At 42.1% G+C, this 15,992-nt stretch carries 14 protein-coding genes and 1 other annotated feature; of the genes, 9 read left to right on the top strand and 5 right to left on the bottom strand.

What is annotated here, in order from left to right; translation table 11 throughout:
- Positions 1-121: 121 nt before the first annotated feature.
- The 8 genes from murC (at position 122) to motS (ending at position 7,430) form a co-directional block, all read left to right on the top strand.
- Positions 122-1,417, top strand: coding sequence for a UDP-N-acetylmuramate--L-alanine ligase (gene murC / locus K2225_RS15350; protein WP_220585513.1), 1,296 nt, complete (start codon positions 122-124; stop codon positions 1,415-1,417).
- Positions 1,418-1,976: 559 nt separating this feature from the next.
- Positions 1,977-2,396, top strand: coding sequence for a DUF948 domain-containing protein (locus K2225_RS15345; protein ID WP_146812546.1), 420 nt, complete (start codon positions 1,977-1,979; stop codon positions 2,394-2,396).
- Positions 2,397-2,410: 14 nt separating this feature from the next.
- Positions 2,411-2,833 carry a YtxH domain-containing protein gene (locus K2225_RS15340; RefSeq protein WP_220585512.1) on the top strand — a complete coding sequence of 141 codons (423 nt, stop codon included), beginning with the start codon at positions 2,411-2,413 and terminating at the stop codon, positions 2,831-2,833.
- Positions 2,834-2,895: 62 nt separating this feature from the next.
- Positions 2,896-3,213, top strand: coding sequence for a bacillithiol system redox-active protein YtxJ (ytxJ, locus tag K2225_RS15335; RefSeq protein ID WP_220585511.1), 318 nt, complete (start codon positions 2,896-2,898; stop codon positions 3,211-3,213).
- A gap of 202 nt (positions 3,214-3,415) precedes the next feature.
- Positions 3,416-4,477 (top strand): bifunctional 3-deoxy-7-phosphoheptulonate synthase/chorismate mutase, encoded by a 1,062-nt coding sequence (locus K2225_RS15330; RefSeq protein ID WP_146812549.1) that lies wholly within the window; start codon positions 3,416-3,418, stop codon positions 4,475-4,477.
- Positions 4,478-4,777: 300 nt separating this feature from the next.
- Complete coding sequence (ccpA, locus tag K2225_RS15325) at positions 4,778-5,776, top strand: catabolite control protein A (protein WP_220585510.1); 999 nt, start codon at positions 4,778-4,780, stop codon at positions 5,774-5,776.
- Positions 5,777-5,827: 51 nt separating this feature from the next.
- The gene (motP, locus tag K2225_RS15320; RefSeq protein ID WP_220585509.1) at positions 5,828-6,655 is read left to right on the top strand and encodes a flagellar motor protein MotP; all 828 of its coding nucleotides are present in this window, start codon (positions 5,828-5,830) and stop codon (positions 6,653-6,655) included.
- Positions 6,645-7,430 carry a flagellar motor protein MotS gene (motS, locus tag K2225_RS15315; RefSeq protein WP_220585508.1) on the top strand — a complete coding sequence of 262 codons (786 nt, stop codon included), beginning with the start codon at positions 6,645-6,647 and terminating at the stop codon, positions 7,428-7,430. Before motP ends, motS begins: the two co-directional genes overlap by 11 nt.
- A 38-nt stretch (positions 7,431-7,468) precedes the next feature.
- Here the strand turns inward: motS and K2225_RS15310 are convergent, their stop codons facing one another.
- The 4 genes from K2225_RS15310 to K2225_RS15295 all read right to left on the bottom strand — a co-directional run bounded on the left by K2225_RS15310 (position 7,469) and on the right by K2225_RS15295 (position 13,160).
- Positions 7,469-8,641: an acetoin utilization protein AcuC gene (locus tag K2225_RS15310; protein ID WP_220585507.1), complete on the bottom strand. Its 1,173-nt coding sequence runs from the start codon at positions 8,639-8,641 to the stop codon at positions 7,469-7,471.
- On the bottom strand, positions 8,638-9,285 hold the full coding sequence (locus K2225_RS15305; RefSeq protein WP_220585506.1) for an acetoin utilization AcuB family protein: 648 nt from the start codon (positions 9,283-9,285) through the stop codon (positions 8,638-8,640). Before K2225_RS15305 ends, K2225_RS15310 begins: the two co-directional genes overlap by 4 nt.
- A gap of 4 nt (positions 9,286-9,289) precedes the next feature.
- Positions 9,290-9,934 carry a GNAT family N-acetyltransferase gene (locus K2225_RS15300; protein WP_220585505.1) on the bottom strand — a complete coding sequence of 215 codons (645 nt, stop codon included), beginning with the start codon at positions 9,932-9,934 and terminating at the stop codon, positions 9,290-9,292.
- Between the two features lie 136 nt (positions 9,935-10,070).
- Positions 10,071-13,160: a transglycosylase domain-containing protein gene (locus tag K2225_RS15295; protein ID WP_220585504.1), complete on the bottom strand. Its 3,090-nt coding sequence runs from the start codon at positions 13,158-13,160 to the stop codon at positions 10,071-10,073.
- A 120-nt stretch (positions 13,161-13,280) separates the two neighbouring features.
- Positions 13,281-13,488: a binding site (T-box leader), on the top strand.
- A gap of 90 nt (positions 13,489-13,578) precedes the next feature.
- Between K2225_RS15295 and tyrS the strand changes: the two genes are divergently transcribed.
- Positions 13,579-14,847 (top strand): tyrosine--tRNA ligase, encoded by a 1,269-nt coding sequence (gene tyrS / locus K2225_RS15290; RefSeq protein WP_220585503.1) that lies wholly within the window; start codon positions 13,579-13,581, stop codon positions 14,845-14,847.
- A gap of 158 nt (positions 14,848-15,005) precedes the next feature.
- On the opposite strand, the gene rpsD is transcribed toward tyrS, so the two are convergent.
- On the bottom strand, positions 15,006-15,608 hold the full coding sequence (gene rpsD / locus K2225_RS15285) for a 30S ribosomal protein S4 (protein WP_220585502.1): 603 nt from the start codon (positions 15,606-15,608) through the stop codon (positions 15,006-15,008).
- Positions 15,609-15,992: the final 384 nt, after the last annotated feature.

Below are 15,992 nucleotides of genomic sequence, written 5' to 3'. Positions count from 1 at the left end.
CGTGATATGATTAGGTAATGCAGATGCGCGGTTTTATATAGTGCAACTTTAAATCGCATATCCATGATTATTACATATACTATACTTAAAGTGACCCACTTTATTTTGGAGGTTCTTGTTTATGACAACTTACCATTTCATTGGTATCAAAGGAACAGGAATGAGTTCGCTTGCCCAGATTCTTCATGATTCTGGTGAGAAAGTTCAAGGATCAGATGTTGAAAAACGTTTTTTTACTCAAGAAGTTTTAGAATCTAAGAATATAGAAATCCTGCCTTTTTCAAAGGGAAATATTCATGAAGGATTGACGATCATTGCTGGGAATGCATTTAGTGATGACCATGAGGAAATCCAAGAAGCAAGAGAGCAGGGATTATCTTTTTATCGGTATCATGAGTTTTTAGGAGAGTGGCTGCAAAATTATACAAGTATTGCAGTGACTGGTGCACATGGAAAGACCTCAACAACAGGATTATTGGCACATGTTTTATCTGAAAACTACCCGACGTCATATCTCATTGGAGATGGTACAGGTAAGGGGCATGAGAATAGCCAATATTTTGCTTTTGAGGCGTGCGAATATCGCCGTCACTTCCTTTCGTATCAACCGGATTATGCCATCATGACGAATATTGATTTTGATCATCCTGATTATTTCAGTAGCATTGATGATGTGTTCCAGGCCTTTCAGGAAATGGCGAAACAAGTGAAAAAAGGAATCATTGCTTGTGGGGATGATGAGCACCTTCAACATATCCAAGCGAATGTACCGGTTCTGTATTATGGACTGGCGGATACCAATGATTTCCAAGCTCAGAACATAACTGAAACATCAGAAGGAACTTCATTTGATGTGTTCGTGAGAAATAATTATTATGATACATTTACCATTCCACAATACGGCAATCACACCGTATTGAATGCGTTAAGTGTCATAGCGTTGTGTCATTATGAAAACATGCAGTCAGAGGAAATCAAAAAGCTTGCTACATTTAAAGGTGTTAAACGGCGTTTCACTGAAAAACAGTGGCATGATCAGGTGTTAGTAGACGATTATGCACACCATCCCATTGAAATTACAGCCACGATTGAAACGGCACGTAAAAAGTATAAGGACCGGCCTGTTGTCGCGATTTTCCAGCCTCATACGTTTACTAGAACTAAGACCTTCCTTAATGAATTTGCGGAAAGCTTGAATGAAGCGGATGAAGTTTACCTTTGCGATATCTTTGGCTCAGCCAGAGAGAATGAAGGGAAACTGACGATTAATCATCTGCAGGAATTAATTCCAGACTCCCGCGTATTGCAATTGGAAGAAGTCGATCAGCTTTCAGCACATGAAAATGGTGTTCTCTTGTTCATGGGAGCAGGGGATATTCAGAAGTTCCAAGAGGCTTATGAAAAGCAAAATGACTAATCTAACATGCGGCTTTTATAAAAGCCGCATGTTTTTTATTCTTCAATCAAATAGATCGCTAACTTGAGGATGACTTGATTTTGATCCAGCCAGAATCCCCTGACATATGAAAAGTCAATGGGGTTGGGAAACTACCAACTTTCCATTACATCCGGGCCTAAGGAATGACAGGGAATAAACCAATCCATTCCGCGGAAGTCTGCCTTCTTCTCAAGCACCCTCATTTGACTTAGAGGAGAAAAGAACCGTTATCCCAAAGGGGAAGTTCCATCTCCTACATGGTTTAGAGGGATATGTATGTTATAACCACTGTCCAACGTAATGGCAACATCTTACTGTTATGAAATTAAGTCATCTAGAACATATTTGGTGGAGTGGAATGTTTAGGCAAACGATCAAAGTAAAAGGGAACTTTTTCGAACAAAATATCCGAATCGTGAAGGAATTTGGGGATTAGATAGCGAATAAGTCCATTTATAGTAGCCATCACGTTTAGAAATGCCCATTTAGGGTATAAACTAAACTGTGTTGATTACATAAGAAGGAGTGTGCAGGGGGAATGATTATTATTCTGTACATTGCTGCACTGATTGCAGCAGTGGCTTTTGCTGTTCTTGTCATATTTTTGGCGAGGACACTTACGGCGGTGCGCCGTACGATGAACAATGTTGCTGACACACTTGAGGGTGTGGAAAAGCAAATGGAAGGAATCACCTTAGAGACAACCGAGCTCTTGAATAAAACCAATAAATTGGCTGAAGATGTCGGAGAAAAGTCACAAAAGTTGAATACTTTAGTTGACGGAGTCAAAGGCATTGGTGACACAGTTCAAGAGTTCAACCAGTCCATTCGATCTGTATCCAAAGGGTTAACCCAATCAGCCCATGAAAATACGGATACAGCAGCTCAAGCCATGAAATGGGGGCAAGTGGCCATCAATTTGTGGAAAAAAGCAAAGAAAGATGAGACTAAATCTTAAGGAGGAATTCGTTTATGACTCAACAAAATCAACAAAATGGTAATGGGAGAGATTTCGTACTAGGTTCCTTAATTGGTGGACTTGTAGGTGCTGCCGTCGCACTCCTTTTCGCACCAAAGTCTGGTCGTGAACTTAGAGAAAATATCAATAATAGTTCCAGTGAATGGAAAGAGCGTGCAGGGGAGTGGAAAGACGTTGCTTATGAAAAAAGTGGCGTATGGAAAGATAAGGCGGTAGAGTCTTCTTCCCAACTTTCTAAAAACGTAACAGAGAAATCCCAGCAGTTCAGTGGAGCTGTGAAAGATAAAGTGAAGAACTTCCGTTCAAATGAAGAAGATGAAGCTGAAAAAGCAGCTCAAGAAGTGGCAGAAGCCATTGAAGAAGCTGCACAAGAGCTTGAAAAGCAGCAAGATTCCACGACATCATCTAATTTATAATGAAATATGAGATGGGGGTTGAATATTCAACCTCCATCTTTTCTGTTGAAGGAGGAAACATCTTGAAACAAGAAGTGATTAAAAATAAAGAGGAATTTATAAACATCGTAGAAGCGAATCATGAGTTTTTCTTACTGAAGCATAGTTTAACCTGTCCGATCAGTGGAGCCGCTCACCAACAGTACGATCGCTTTGCTGAAGAAACATCTGTTCCATGCTTTATCCTTTATGTACAGGAATCGAGAGAATTATCCGACCACATCGCGGAATTTACAGGAATCCGTCATGAGTCTCCTCAGGTCATTCAGTTTCAAGAAGGAGAAGCTGTATGGCATGACAGTCACTCAGCAATCACTAAAGAGAGATTATTGAAAGTCTAACGTGTTTAGGCCTGCAAAAAAGCAGGCCTTTTTTGTTTAGGAAGCTAAGGATTATGAAAGTTCATTAAACTTTTCATAAAGAATTTCATGAAAACCTTTTATAGGGGTGACAACTGTCGAAATATTAGCTATAATTGTCCCTAATTATTTAAAGTATTCATCCATTTCATAACACTAAATTCTTTGTAGGGGGACGAACATAATGAGTAATCAAAATCTTGACCAGCTGCGTAGCCAATTAGATGAGGTAAATTTACAGCTTTTGAATTTAATCAATAAACGCGGTGATCTGGTAAAGGAAATTGGTCAGATCAAAGAGCAGCAGGGGATGAATCGTTTTGATCCTGTGAGGGAAAGAGCGATGCTCAATCAATTATCTCAACATAATAAGGGTCCTTTCGAGGATTCAACAATCGTTCACTTATTCAAAGAAATTTTCAAGGCAGCCTTGGAGTTACAAGAAGATGATCACAGAAAAGCCCTGCTTGTATCACGGAAGAAAAAACCTGAAGATACCGTTGTAGAAATTAAAGGAGAAAAAGTTGGAAGTGGAGCACCATCCTTCATCATGGGGCCTTGTTCCGTAGAAAGTTATGAACAAGTGTCAACGGTTGCAAAAGCTGTCAAAGACCAAGGGCTTAAACTTCTGCGCGGAGGTGCATTCAAGCCAAGAACATCCCCTTACGATTTCCAGGGGCTGGGGATCGAAGGTCTCAAGATGCTTAAACAGGCAGCAGACGAACAAGATTTAGCAGTTGTCAGTGAAATCGTAAATCCTGCGGACCTGGAAGAAGCACTGGATTACTTGGATGTTATCCAAATTGGTGCACGTAATATGCAGAACTTCGAACTTCTTAAAGCGGCCGGCTCTGTGAATAAACCGGTCCTATTAAAAAGAGGAATGTCTGCGACAATTTCTGAGTTCATCAATGCAGCGGAATACATTATTTCAAGAGGGAACCAGGATATCATTCTTTGTGAACGGGGCATCCGAACGTATGAGAAAGCGACCAGAAACACCCTGGATATCTCTGCGGTACCTATCCTAAAACAAGAAACTCACTTGCCTGTAATGGTGGATGTCACACACTCTACAGGGCGTCGTGACCTATTACTACCTGCTGCAAAAGCGGCTCTAGCCATTGGTGCAGATGGAGTCATGGCAGAGGTTCACCCAGATCCAGCTGTAGCCCTGTCTGATTCAGCACAACAAATGGATATCCCGACGTTCCACTCATTCATGGAAGAATTAAAAAATATTTAAAGACCCATATTTTATACATTCGAAGTCATAGATGAGAGCAATTGTTATAAAAAGTTAGGCTGGTTAGCCAGTCTAACTTTTTTTGTGTTCTCACGCTCTTCCAATTGATGATACTATGGAAATCTTATGAATCGAGTTTACCTTTACCATATTCTTTTGCAGGGAAGCGGCTATCCGTTATAATATTTAGGGTATAATAATACAGAGAAAAGTAACGAATATTGCGCGGGTAAGCGATTTATCGTATGATTATCCTATTGAACAAAATGAACGACTGGATTTGACGAAGGAGGATGCATGATGAATGTAACAATATATGATGTAGCAAGAGAGGCCAATGTATCGATGGCGACGGTATCAAGGGTGGTTAATGGGAACCCGAATGTAAAACCGGCGACTCGGAAAAAAGTACATGACGCCATTGAAAGACTAGGATACCGGCCGAACGCTGTGGCTCGTGGATTAGCAAGCAAGAAAACGACAACCGTCGGAGTAATCATTCCCGATATTTCAAGTATTTTCTTTGCTGAACTAGCACGCGGAATTGAAGATATCGCAACGATGTACAATTACAATATTATTCTGAGTAACTCTGATCAGAATAAAGATAAAGAACTACACTTAATTAATGCCATGTTAGGTAAACAAGTGGACGGGCTGATCTTCATGGGCGGAGACATTACCGAAGATCATATCCGTGAATTCAAAACTTCATCTGTTCCGATTGCTCTAGCTGCAACTGTGGATGAGACAAAAGAAACACCATCTGTCAATATCAATTACGAAGAGGCTGCATATGATGCGACGAAGCTGCTGCTTGAAAATAATAAGCAAATCGCTTTTGTTTCAGGACCGGAAAATACGGTGATTAATACAGAAAAAGTAGAAGGCTTCAAACGTGCCATGAAGGAAAGTGGTGAAGACCAGCCGGAAAAATGGATGGTCACGGGCGATTACTCTTATGATTCAGGACTTGAAGCTTTAGAACAGATCGTGGAGATGGACAATCAGCCAACTGCGATTTTCGTCTCTTCAGATGAAATGGCTCTCGGTATTATACACGGCGCACAAGACCGCGGAATTCGTGTTCCAGAGGACATGGAAGTCTTCGGGTTTGATAACACACGTTTAGCTACAATGGTACGCCCAACGCTTTCTACAGTGGTGCAGCCGATGTACGATATTGGTGCGGTGGCCATGCGTCTACTGACGAAATTCATGAATAAGGAAGAAGTAGAAGAGCAGAACGTCATTTTGCCACATAGAATTATCGAAAGAAACTCAACTCAGCAGAAATAGTACCGATATATGTACTATAAGGTACTTGTTCGAAACTGAGGAGAGAGTGGAATGACAAAAAAAGATTTATTGACTCCCATCGGAATTACTGTCGGATTTGCCATGGTCATGTTTGGGATCATGGCAAACGCCGGTTTCGGGGGATTTAAGTCGTTTATTCAAGTGTCTTCGATCTTGATCGTTCTTGGGGGACTTGCGGCAGCGATTCTAGTAAACTTCAATATGAATGAAGTGAAGCTCACGTTCCGTGTGACAAAAGAGGCTTTCAAAACGAGTGACATGAATTTAAGAGAGTTGATTACCTTATTCGTAAGCTTATCGGAAAAAGCAAGAAGAGAAGGTTTGCTTGCTCTTGAGACAGAATTGGAAGAAGTAGAAGATCCTTTTATTAAGAAGGGGATTCTTCTCGCTGTAGATGGGATCGAACCAGAAGTCATCAACGACATTATGAAAGCAGAAATCGTAGCTGTGGAAGAGCGGCATCAAAGAGGCAGAGCAATTATTGAGAAGGCAGGAGAGTATGCCCCTGCATGGGGGATGATTGGGACTCTGATTGGCCTGGTTCTTATGTTACAAAGCTTATCCAACCCTGCTACTCTTGGCCCTCAAATGGCTGTAGCTCTGCTCACTACTTTTTACGGTACATTGCTTGCTAATTTAGTTTTTATTCCAATGGCCGGAAAGCTTGAAAACAAAACGTATGAAGAAATATTCATAAAACAAGTCATTATTGAGGGTGTCATTGGGGTTCAGTCAGGACAAAACCCTAAAATCTTAGAAGAGAAACTGAGCGCTTTTCTATCTGAAAGCGATAAAAAACTAGAAGAAAAAGAACAAGTAGAGGAAGAAACATTAGGAGCTACAGCTAATGAATCTTAGGCGTAGTAAGGAAAAAAAGAAGGGTGCACCGAAATGGATGACTACATATGCAGATATGATTACATTGGTGCTCGTGTTCTTCATTCTTCTATTCTCCATGTCTCAAATTAATCTAGTAAAATTTGAAGCCATAGCAGAATCCTTTCGTAATCGGATGATCTTCGATTTTTATCCATCAGCTATTGAGAGCGACTATCCTACAGAACAGACCAAGATTCAGGAGAATGGGGAGAAAAACAATGAATTTGAAGACCCCACAGAAAACCCGGATCATGTTGCATCCAAAGAGGCCGAGCAGACGGAAGATCTCGAAGAACTAAAAAAAGAAATTGATGAGTTTCTTAAGGAAAACGAACTCAGCGACATTATTGCTGCCACTCAAACAGAGCGGGGAGTTGTGCTGGTCTTAGAAGAACAATTGCTGTTCGAAACGAGCCGTGCTGAAGTTCTGGATGGAGCGAAACCTTTCCTTACAAAAGTAGGGACACTGTTAACGAACATTCCTAATTTCGTGAAAGTGGAGGGCCATACCGACAATCGGCAGATCAACACCTATCGTTATCCTTCAAATTGGGAGTTATCTGGAGCTAGAGCAAGCAGCGTCATCCGCTATATCCTTACGAATACGGAAGGATTAGATCCTAAACGTTTTACTGCGGTCGCTTATGCAGAAACAAGACCGGTTGCACCGAATGACTCGGAAAAAAATTGGAGTAAAAACCGGAGAGTGGAAATTGTAATTCTTGATCCGGATTATGAAAGTTCCTCTAGCTAATTAAAGCCACTACTGAAAGAGTAGTGGCTTTTTCTTTGTTACATAGAATTGAATTTCTTTTGATTGTGGATTAATTGTAAGGCTTTTGCCAACACTTTTTTGTTTTTTTCCGTTATTTCTTCCCGGCGGGGGATTGGCTTGAATGCATCAGATGGATCATGCCATGTTTCTATCAGATTCACCGGAGCTTCCTTCTGCCATTTTTGAACCCACTCTACTGGTAAGGAACCTTGAAAAGGAGTTTGATCATTCATCACTTTCCAAATCTGTGCCCAGGCACGTGGGACCACTCTCCAAATGTCATAACCGCCCCCTCCGAGAGCAATCCATTTGCCTTCACAATATTCGTGAGCGAGTTCATGAGCCAATTTAGGAATAGCTTCGTAAATTTTCATTGTGGAGCACAAATGAGTTAGTGGGTCAAAATGGTGGGCATCCGCCCCATTTTGTGTGACGATGACATCCGGTTTAAAGAAGTCGACAATTTCTCTGAAAGCGGATTCATAAACATTTAAAAAAGATTCATCTTCCGTAAAAGCATCGATTGGTATATTGAAGGAATAGCCATAACCTTCTTTCAATCCACGTTCATTTACGTTTCCCGTGCCGGGAAAGAGGTATCGTCCTGTTTCATGAATGGAAAAAGTGCAGACGTTCGGGTCATCATAAAAAGCCCACTGAACACCATCTCCATGATGCGCATCGGTATCTACATACAAGACTTTAGCCTTGTATTTTTCTCGTATATATTTTATTCCTACGGCTCCATCGTTATAGATGCAAAATCCAGAGGCTTTACGTTCAAAACCGTGATGCAAGCCCCCGCCAAGGTTCAATGCGTGCTTCACGTTTCCTTCCATGACTGCATCAATTGCCGATAATGTACTCCCGACGAGTAACTGAGATGCTTTATGCATGCCTTTAAACATCGGAGTATCTTCAGTGCCTATCCCATACTCCATACCTTCATCTTCTGTCAATAACCCTTGCCCAGCTTTCTTGACAGCTTCGATATACTTCTTACTATGCGCGAGAGCCAACTCCTCTTCTGTAGCCAGACGTGGAGCTATCATATCCTTTTCAGATAACGCACCTGCAGCTTCTAACAATTCTTTTGTCATCACCACACGCATTTGATTGAAAGGATGATCCTCACGAAAACGGTACGTCGTAAAATCTTCGGAGTATACGAATCCAGCATGACAGGTCATGTTGGAATTCCTGGCATTTGAGGCCACAGAACTTCGTAGCCTTCAGATTTTAAGTCTTCGATCGTAGGCAAGGGATTCATTGTTTGGATTCTTACAACAATGATTTTATATTTAGGATCAGGTTTGTAAGGATAGATCAGAACAGAGCTGATATTCACTTTTCTTTTACCGAACACTTGAGTGACTTGTGGGAGTATGCCTGGTTTGTTGATCACTTTTACTTCGATTTGTGAACTTTGGACGTGGGTGCCCGTCAGTTGAATAAGCGTGTACAACATATCTTTTTCTGTTATGATTCCGACCAGCTTTTCATCTCGAGTCACGGGTACACAGGCAATTTCCTGCTCATAAAAGATTGATGCCACTTCCTCTACAAAATCGAGTGGATGGACCGTTGTCACAGGAGATGTCATAATGGAGCGAATCGGATTTTTCAGCTCTTCATAATTGGTTTCTTTTTCAAAGGTTGAAGGACTTGCATCTCTGACATCGCGATCTGAGACGATTCCAATGACTTCATTTTCTTCGTTGATAATCGGGATATGGCGAATATGATGTTCATGAAGGAGTTTCAGTGCTTTCTCAATAGTATCTTCAGGTGAAAGTGTAATGACTTTCTCTTTCATGATTTCTTCCACTAACATATGACTACCTCCTCATTCGGTATTGGTGTCTTGTTAAAAACCTTAATTTATCAAATTGTTCAACAGAAGACTCGGAAACATGGCGTCCTATTTTCACCATCAAGCAGTTTGCAGGGTGGGAAATGATTTCTGGATCATCGGTAGGAGAGGGGGTAAGTCCACCTGCTGCCATCATTTTTTCCATGACTTTTCGGTAATCCCAAATGTTCAGTCCCGTTCCTTTCAAATCCCAGTGCCAATAATATTCGGTTGAAATGATGATGTAGTTTTCCATGTACTCATCCATCATAGAGACTTTCAATAGTCGAGAACCAATCCGATAGCCACGAAACTTGGGTATGACTTCAATCGCTCCGAGCTCTATGAGGTCCTCCATGTTTCCTTCTGACCAACGTTCTAGAGGGTCTGGGTGGAGATAAGTTACATACCCGATGATTTCTTCGTTGTGCCTTGCAATAATAATGCGTCCTTCTTCAAAGTCTGCAATTCCTTTAATGGCCTCGAATTGTTTTTCTGAAGGACGGAAGGCAGTCAAACCTTCATTGAATGTGTACTTCTCAAGATCTTTAGCGGGCAATGGACCTTCTACGATGACAGGTCCATGTTCTGTGTCAAATGCCTCGTAATAATACGTCTTTTCATGATTCATTCAGCCACCACCTGTCATAGATTGATAGATTATTTTACTAATTTCCTCCATTATACATGAAACCCTGCTTGTTTTTCATGATGAATACAAAAATCCGACCGGCAAGCCGATCGGATTTTTCCTTTAATGTTCAATTTTATTGAGAGTCTGCTTCAGAATCACTTTCTCCTGAATCATTACCTGAATCATTACCTGAACCATCTCCAGAGCTTTCTCCGTCAGAATCCCCTCCAGAGTCGTCGCCTCCGGTTTCGCTGTCTCCGGAATCATTGTTCTCTGATTCGTCATCCCCATCTGAACTTCCATCATCAGATTCATTCTCACCAGAGTCATTTTCGTCTGAATCATTAGAGTTCCCATTCCCATTATCGGAAGAGTCATTTCCTGAATCAGAATTGCCTTCAGAATTGTCGGAAGAGGTTTCTTCATCATCCGACGGTTCTGGTGCGCCAGGATTCCCTACGGTCGTCGTTCCGGATAATCCTGAAGATTGACCGAAGTAATCGACGGCTCTTACAGCATAAATTCCGCTTCCTCCTGAGAAGCCGAGGGAATTGTCTGTCGTATTTCCAATAAACGAGAAGGAGCCACCCGGAGTAGAAGCGCGATAAACGCGGTATCCTACAACATCGCTACTGGAGGATGGTGTCCAGGAAATAGCCGATCCACTAGCACTTACGGAACTTGGTGCAGCCGGTGCCTTTCCATCGTTTTCGATAGAAGAAGCCGTGGATCCGATACTTTCTGTAGAAGGGAGAGCCACTTTAGACCATGCGCCTGAATTCGGTAAGAGTTCTTTTAATACTTCAGAACTTGTATATCCATTTTCTTCTAAGAATTCAGGGCTGAGTGTAACTCCGCCACCATCAATAATAAATTCACCAGGTGTGTTTGGACCTGCTACAACCAGTTGATCTTTGACACGTACAAAATCACCGCTGATCAAGCTGTCATCTACTTCTGTTGGTGCATAGTCGGCATCGTACAGATCGCTTTCCACAAGACCTACAGAAGAACATAGATCCGATGCCAGTAATCCTGATGTTGCACAATAAGACCGTGTCACCAAACCACCTGGGCTTTGAAAGTCGTTCTTTGGAACCATCAATTCTGGTCGGAGTTCAGAAACGGCATTGACAACATCCGCCCATAAGCCCTGTGTACGCCGGTTGTAGTTCAAGTGCTGCATGTTTCCTTCAGCAAAACCTGTCCACATGCCAACCGTAACATTAGGGTTTGTCGCCACAAACCAGGAGTCTCGGGTTGATTGTGATGTTCCGGTTTTTCCGGCCCAGTCCACGCCTCGATTATACAGCATACCGCGAACCCTGGAACCTGTTCCATATTCCAATACATCACGCATGACATCGATCGTCAGGTAAGCCGCCTGTGGGCTATATACTTCTGTTTCTTCCACTTCATGTTCGTAGATGGTTTCTCCATCTTTTGTTTCGATTTTTTCAATCATATACGCATCCACGAATTTACCCATGTTTCCGAAGGTAGCATAAGCGTTTACGTTGTTTTCGACAGTAATTCCGTACGTTAGACCGCCAAGTGCCATCGATTCGTTGGTATAGTCGGCTTTAACCAAATTCTCTCCCATTCCCATTTTGACCAAGTAGTTTTGCACGGGCTTTTGAGATTGAATCTGGTGATACTGTTTCACTGCTGGTACGTTATAAGATTGAGCGAGAGCATAGCGTGCTGAAACAAATCCTTTATGGTTCCTGGAAAAGTTACGAACTTCCTTACCCCCGTTGTAATAATAAGGTACGTCTGCAATGACTGAGCCGGGTTGAGCAGCCCCCATATCGAAGCTAGGACCATAGACGAGTAAAGGCTTCATGGTACTTCCATTCGAACGACGAGCTTGGGTTGCGTGGTTCAGATTTTCTTCTCCAAAATCGTATCCACCGATGAAACCGTAGATCTTTCCTGTCGAGTTTTCAATTATCACACTTCCCAGCTGCAGAGGAGAGTCAACTTTTATTTCTTCGCCTTCACTGTTTAAGGCTGTTTCTTTACCCCATGGCCAATTCCCTTCCGTATAGGAATCTCTCACTTTCTGCATAGCGTCATAGACTTCTTTATCTAGTGTCGTATGAATCTGGTAACCGCCGGAAGAAAGTTCTCGCTCGGCCATGGTGTTATATTCCTCCGATAGCTCATCATCCTCAGCAAGGTCTTCTTCGGTATGACCGTTTTCCTTCATTAAATGCTCTTTAATTCGCTCTTTCGCTCTGCCTTGGACTTCCTGGTTAATGGCAGGGTAAGTACCAAGAGCAGTAGCTTTTGGCTCGGTTAGTGTTTCTTCATTGATCTGGAACTTCATTGCTTCATCATACTCTGCCTGGGTGATGTACCCAGCCTCGTGCATACGTTCCAGAACTTCGTGCATCCGGTCGATTCCCGCTTCCAGGTTTTCTGGTTCTTTTATCGTTCCGTCATTATAAAAAGGAGTATAGCCGAACGGAGATTGAGGTAAGCCTGCAATATAAGCGGATTGAGCCAATGTTAAGTCTTTGGCATCTACACCAAAAATACCTTGGGCGGCTGTTTGTACCCCTGCTACATTTTGTCCATTCGCATTTCGACCGAAAGGTACAATGTTTAAGTAGGCTTCCAAAATCTCATCTTTATCAAGGAACCGCTCAATTCTCAATGCTAGCAGCATTTCCTTGGCTTTCCGTTCAAACGATACTTCGTTCGTTAGAATCTGATTTTTGACCAGCTGCTGGGTCAATGTACTGCCACCTGTTTTTACGGAGGAGTTGGTTACTTCTTGAACGACAGCTCGCATAACTGCTTTTGGAACCACACCTTTGTGTTCCCCGAAGTATTCATCCTCTGTCGCAATTACAGCATTTCTCAAATCTTCACTGACCTGATCCAGTTGGACTTCCTCACGATAGAGATCTGACCTGACGTCACCAATCTCAGTTTTTTCATCATTGAAAAACATGGTCGAGGTCTCTGAATAGTTATAAATCGTTTCTTTCATTTGCTCTTCGCTTCTAACCTCTTCATCTTTAACAAGAGAAGCAAAATAGCCGGCGCCTACACCACCTGCGAAAAATAACCCGATAACACCGATGATGATAAAAAATAAGATGACGTTCCATACGACATCATAGGTGATCCGGCCATTTTTCTGGATGGTCCCACTCTTCCATAAAGAGCGTAAATCCAGCTTTTTTCGCTCGTTTTCCGGTTTATTAGACATGATAATACCTCCTAAAAAATCCACCAATATTATAACACACCAAGGGGAGATAGCATATAATTCTACCCGTGGTTTATTGCTTTTTGGATTGTGTTGTGATAAATATATACGTAGATGAATATATGTGCGTTGAAGGACTGGAGTAAAAAACAATTCCCTGTTTCAGAGAGCCGGCGGTGGGTGAGAGCCGGTATATAGTTGTTTTTGAATTACGACCTGGAGCATTCTTCTGGTATGAATCAGAAGACGGTGAAATGCCGTTATCGATCGGAGTGGCACATGATACGTATGTGCAACAAGGGTGGTACCGCGAGACCTCGTCCCTTTATACAAGGGGATGAGGTCTTTTTTGTTTTCAGAAAATTCATCTCTTAGACCTTAGCACAAGTCTACTTATAACAGATTGAGGAGTGATCCAATGGATATTTTGAAGGATTTGCAACAACGTGGTTTGATCAACCAGATGACAGACGAAGAAGGATTGAAAAAGCACCTTGAAACAGAACAGGTGACGCTATACTGTGGTTTTGATCCGACAGCGGATAGTCTGCATATTGGACATCTGCTTCCAGTACTCATGTTGAAAAGGTTCCAACACGCGGGACACCGTCCGATTGCCCTTGTTGGTGGCGGTACAGGCATGATCGGTGATCCGAGTGGCCGTTCAAGTGAAAGGCAGCTGAACAGTGCGGAGGTCGTTCAAGGGTACAGTGAAAGTATTAAAGAACAGTTGGCGAGAATACTGAATTTTGATGAAGGTGAAAATGCAGCGGTTGCGCGTAATAACCATGAGTGGTTATCTCAAATGACTATCATTGATTTCCTTCGGGATACTGGAAAACACTTTGGCATCAATTATATGTTGGCAAAAGATTCTGTGGAGTCCCGCATAGAGCAGGGAATCAGCTATACAGAGTTCTCTTACATGATTTTGCAGTCTCTTGACTTCCAACAGTTGTATCAAAAAGAGAATTGCACCCTTCAAATCGGTGGAAGTGATCAGTGGGGGAACATTACAGCGGGTCTTGAACTGCTGAGACGATCTGCCGCAGGAGAAGAAGAAGTGGAAGCCTACGGTTTGACTGTTCCGTTGATTACGAAAGCTGATGGATCGAAGTTCGGGAAGACAGCTGGTGGAGCAATCTGGCTTGATCCTGAGAAAACGTCTCCTTATGAATTCTATCAGTTCTGGATCAACGCAGATGATCGTGATGTCATCCGCTTCCTGAAGTATTTCACATTCCTAAGCTTAGAGGAAATTTCTGAACTTGAAAAAGAAGTAGAGGTCCAACCGGAAAAACGTGTGGCTCAGCGTCGTCTAGCTGAAGAAATGACAAAACTTGTCCATGATGAGGAAGCCTTGAAACAGGCGGAGCGCATTTCTGCTGCTTTATTCAGTGGAGATATCAAGGCTTTATCAGGCGCAGAAATCGAGCAAGGATTTAAAGATGTTCCAACATACAATTCTGAGGAAAAAGAACCGCAGCTTCTGGATTTACTTGTGAACGCAGGCATCTCCTCTTCTAAGCGTCAGGCGCGGGAGGATATCGGCAATGGTGCTGTTTATATTAACGGAGAACGTAATCAGGATCTTAAACATACGATTGGTCAGGAAGATCGAATTGAGGATCGCTTTACGATTATCCGTCGTGGAAAGAAAAAGTATTTCTTGATCAAGTTCCAATAACAAGTGGAGAGGCAGACCATTGTGGTCTGCCTCTTTGTTTAATTAAAGCAGAGGGAGACTACTTCCTTTTCTGCACAATAGTTTTGATAAAAAAAGCGCCTATGAAATGTAAATAACATTCCATAGGCGCTTTTGTCGTGAATCTGCAAAAGCAGAAATTAACGAGAGTAGAATTCAACGATAAGAGCTTCGTTGATTTCAGAAGGAAGCTCAGAACGCTCAGGGAAACGAGTGTACGTTCCTTCACGCTTGTCTTCGTCGAAAGTAAGATATTCTGGTACGAAGTTATTTACTTCGATCGCTTCTTCTACGACGTTAAGCTTTTGAGATTTTTCGCGAAGGCTGATCACTTGACCAGGAGCTACGCGGTAAGATGGGATATCAACGCGACCACCATCAACAGTAACGTGACCGTGAGTAACTAGCTGACGAGCTTGGTTGCGCGTGCGAGCTAGACCTAGACGGTAAACAAGGTTATCCAAACGGGATTCAAGAAGCATCATGAAGTTTTCACCGTGGATTCCTTTCATGTTACCCGCTTCTTCAAACAAGCGACGGAATTGACGCTCAGTCAAGCCGTACATGAAACGAAGCTTCTGCTTCTCTTGTAGTTGAAGACCGAATTCGGATAGTTTTTTACGTTGGTTTGGACCGTGTTGTCCAGGAGCGTAAGGGCGCTTTTCAAGCTCCTTACCAGTTCCGCTTAAAGAAATACCATAACGACGTGATTTTTTCCAGGTTGGACCTGTATAACGTGCCATAGAAATTTCCTCCTTTTTATTTTATTTTGCATAAAATAAAAACAGTGTGTCCCTTCGATCATTGCTCATTATGTTTTCATGCACCTTCGCCCCAGCAGCAGAGAGTTACACGATGCACCTCATAGCGAGGAACAAAATGATGACAATGGTGGTTCACATAGGCTGCCATTTATTTTACACAACGAACATTGTAATCCTATTAGGGATAGAAGTCAAGGGGGGATGGAATGAAAAATGGGAAAAGCAATGGTGAGAGGACAATGAATAACTAAACAGCAATAGAATGATATAATAGTGAACAGTTAATAAAGATATATATTTACATATTAATGGTCGTTTTTGTGATTAAAGTAATGGTACAATATACTCAAATTGTTTGTTAGG

The organism is Halobacillus sp. Nhm2S1 (assembly GCF_019599545.1).
In the GTDB taxonomy this organism is placed as follows: domain Bacteria; phylum Bacillota; class Bacilli; order Bacillales; family Halobacillaceae; genus Halobacillus.
This window is presented reverse-complemented; position numbering and strand designations above follow the sequence as displayed.

Excerpts from the sequence above, each read along its gene's own strand:
- murC (WP_220585513.1), top strand. The coding sequence starts at position 122 with ATGACAACTTACCATTTCATTGGTATCAAAGGAACAGGAATGAGTTCG.
- K2225_RS15345 (WP_146812546.1), top strand. The coding sequence starts at position 1,977 with ATGATTATTATTCTGTACATTGCTGCACTGATTGCAGCAGTGGCTTTT.
- K2225_RS15340 (WP_220585512.1), top strand. The coding sequence starts at position 2,411 with ATGACTCAACAAAATCAACAAAATGGTAATGGGAGAGATTTCGTACTA.
- K2225_RS15330 (WP_146812549.1), top strand. The coding sequence starts at position 3,416 with ATGAGTAATCAAAATCTTGACCAGCTGCGTAGCCAATTAGATGAGGTA.
- ccpA (WP_220585510.1), top strand. The coding sequence starts at position 4,778 with ATGAATGTAACAATATATGATGTAGCAAGAGAGGCCAATGTATCGATG.
- motP (WP_220585509.1), top strand. The coding sequence starts at position 5,828 with ATGACAAAAAAAGATTTATTGACTCCCATCGGAATTACTGTCGGATTT.
- motS (WP_220585508.1), top strand. The coding sequence starts at position 6,645 with ATGAATCTTAGGCGTAGTAAGGAAAAAAAGAAGGGTGCACCGAAATGG.
- K2225_RS15310 (WP_220585507.1), bottom strand. The coding sequence starts at position 8,641 with ATGACCTGTCATGCTGGATTCGTATACTCCGAAGATTTTACGACGTAC.
- K2225_RS15305 (WP_220585506.1), bottom strand. The coding sequence starts at position 9,285 with ATGTTAGTGGAAGAAATCATGAAAGAGAAAGTCATTACACTTTCACCT.
- K2225_RS15300 (WP_220585505.1), bottom strand. The coding sequence starts at position 9,934 with ATGAATCATGAAAAGACGTATTATTACGAGGCATTTGACACAGAACAT.
- K2225_RS15295 (WP_220585504.1), bottom strand. The coding sequence starts at position 13,160 with ATGTCTAATAAACCGGAAAACGAGCGAAAAAAGCTGGATTTACGCTCT.
- tyrS (WP_220585503.1), top strand. The coding sequence starts at position 13,579 with ATGGATATTTTGAAGGATTTGCAACAACGTGGTTTGATCAACCAGATG.
- rpsD (WP_220585502.1), bottom strand. The coding sequence starts at position 15,608 with ATGGCACGTTATACAGGTCCAACCTGGAAAAAATCACGTCGTTATGGT.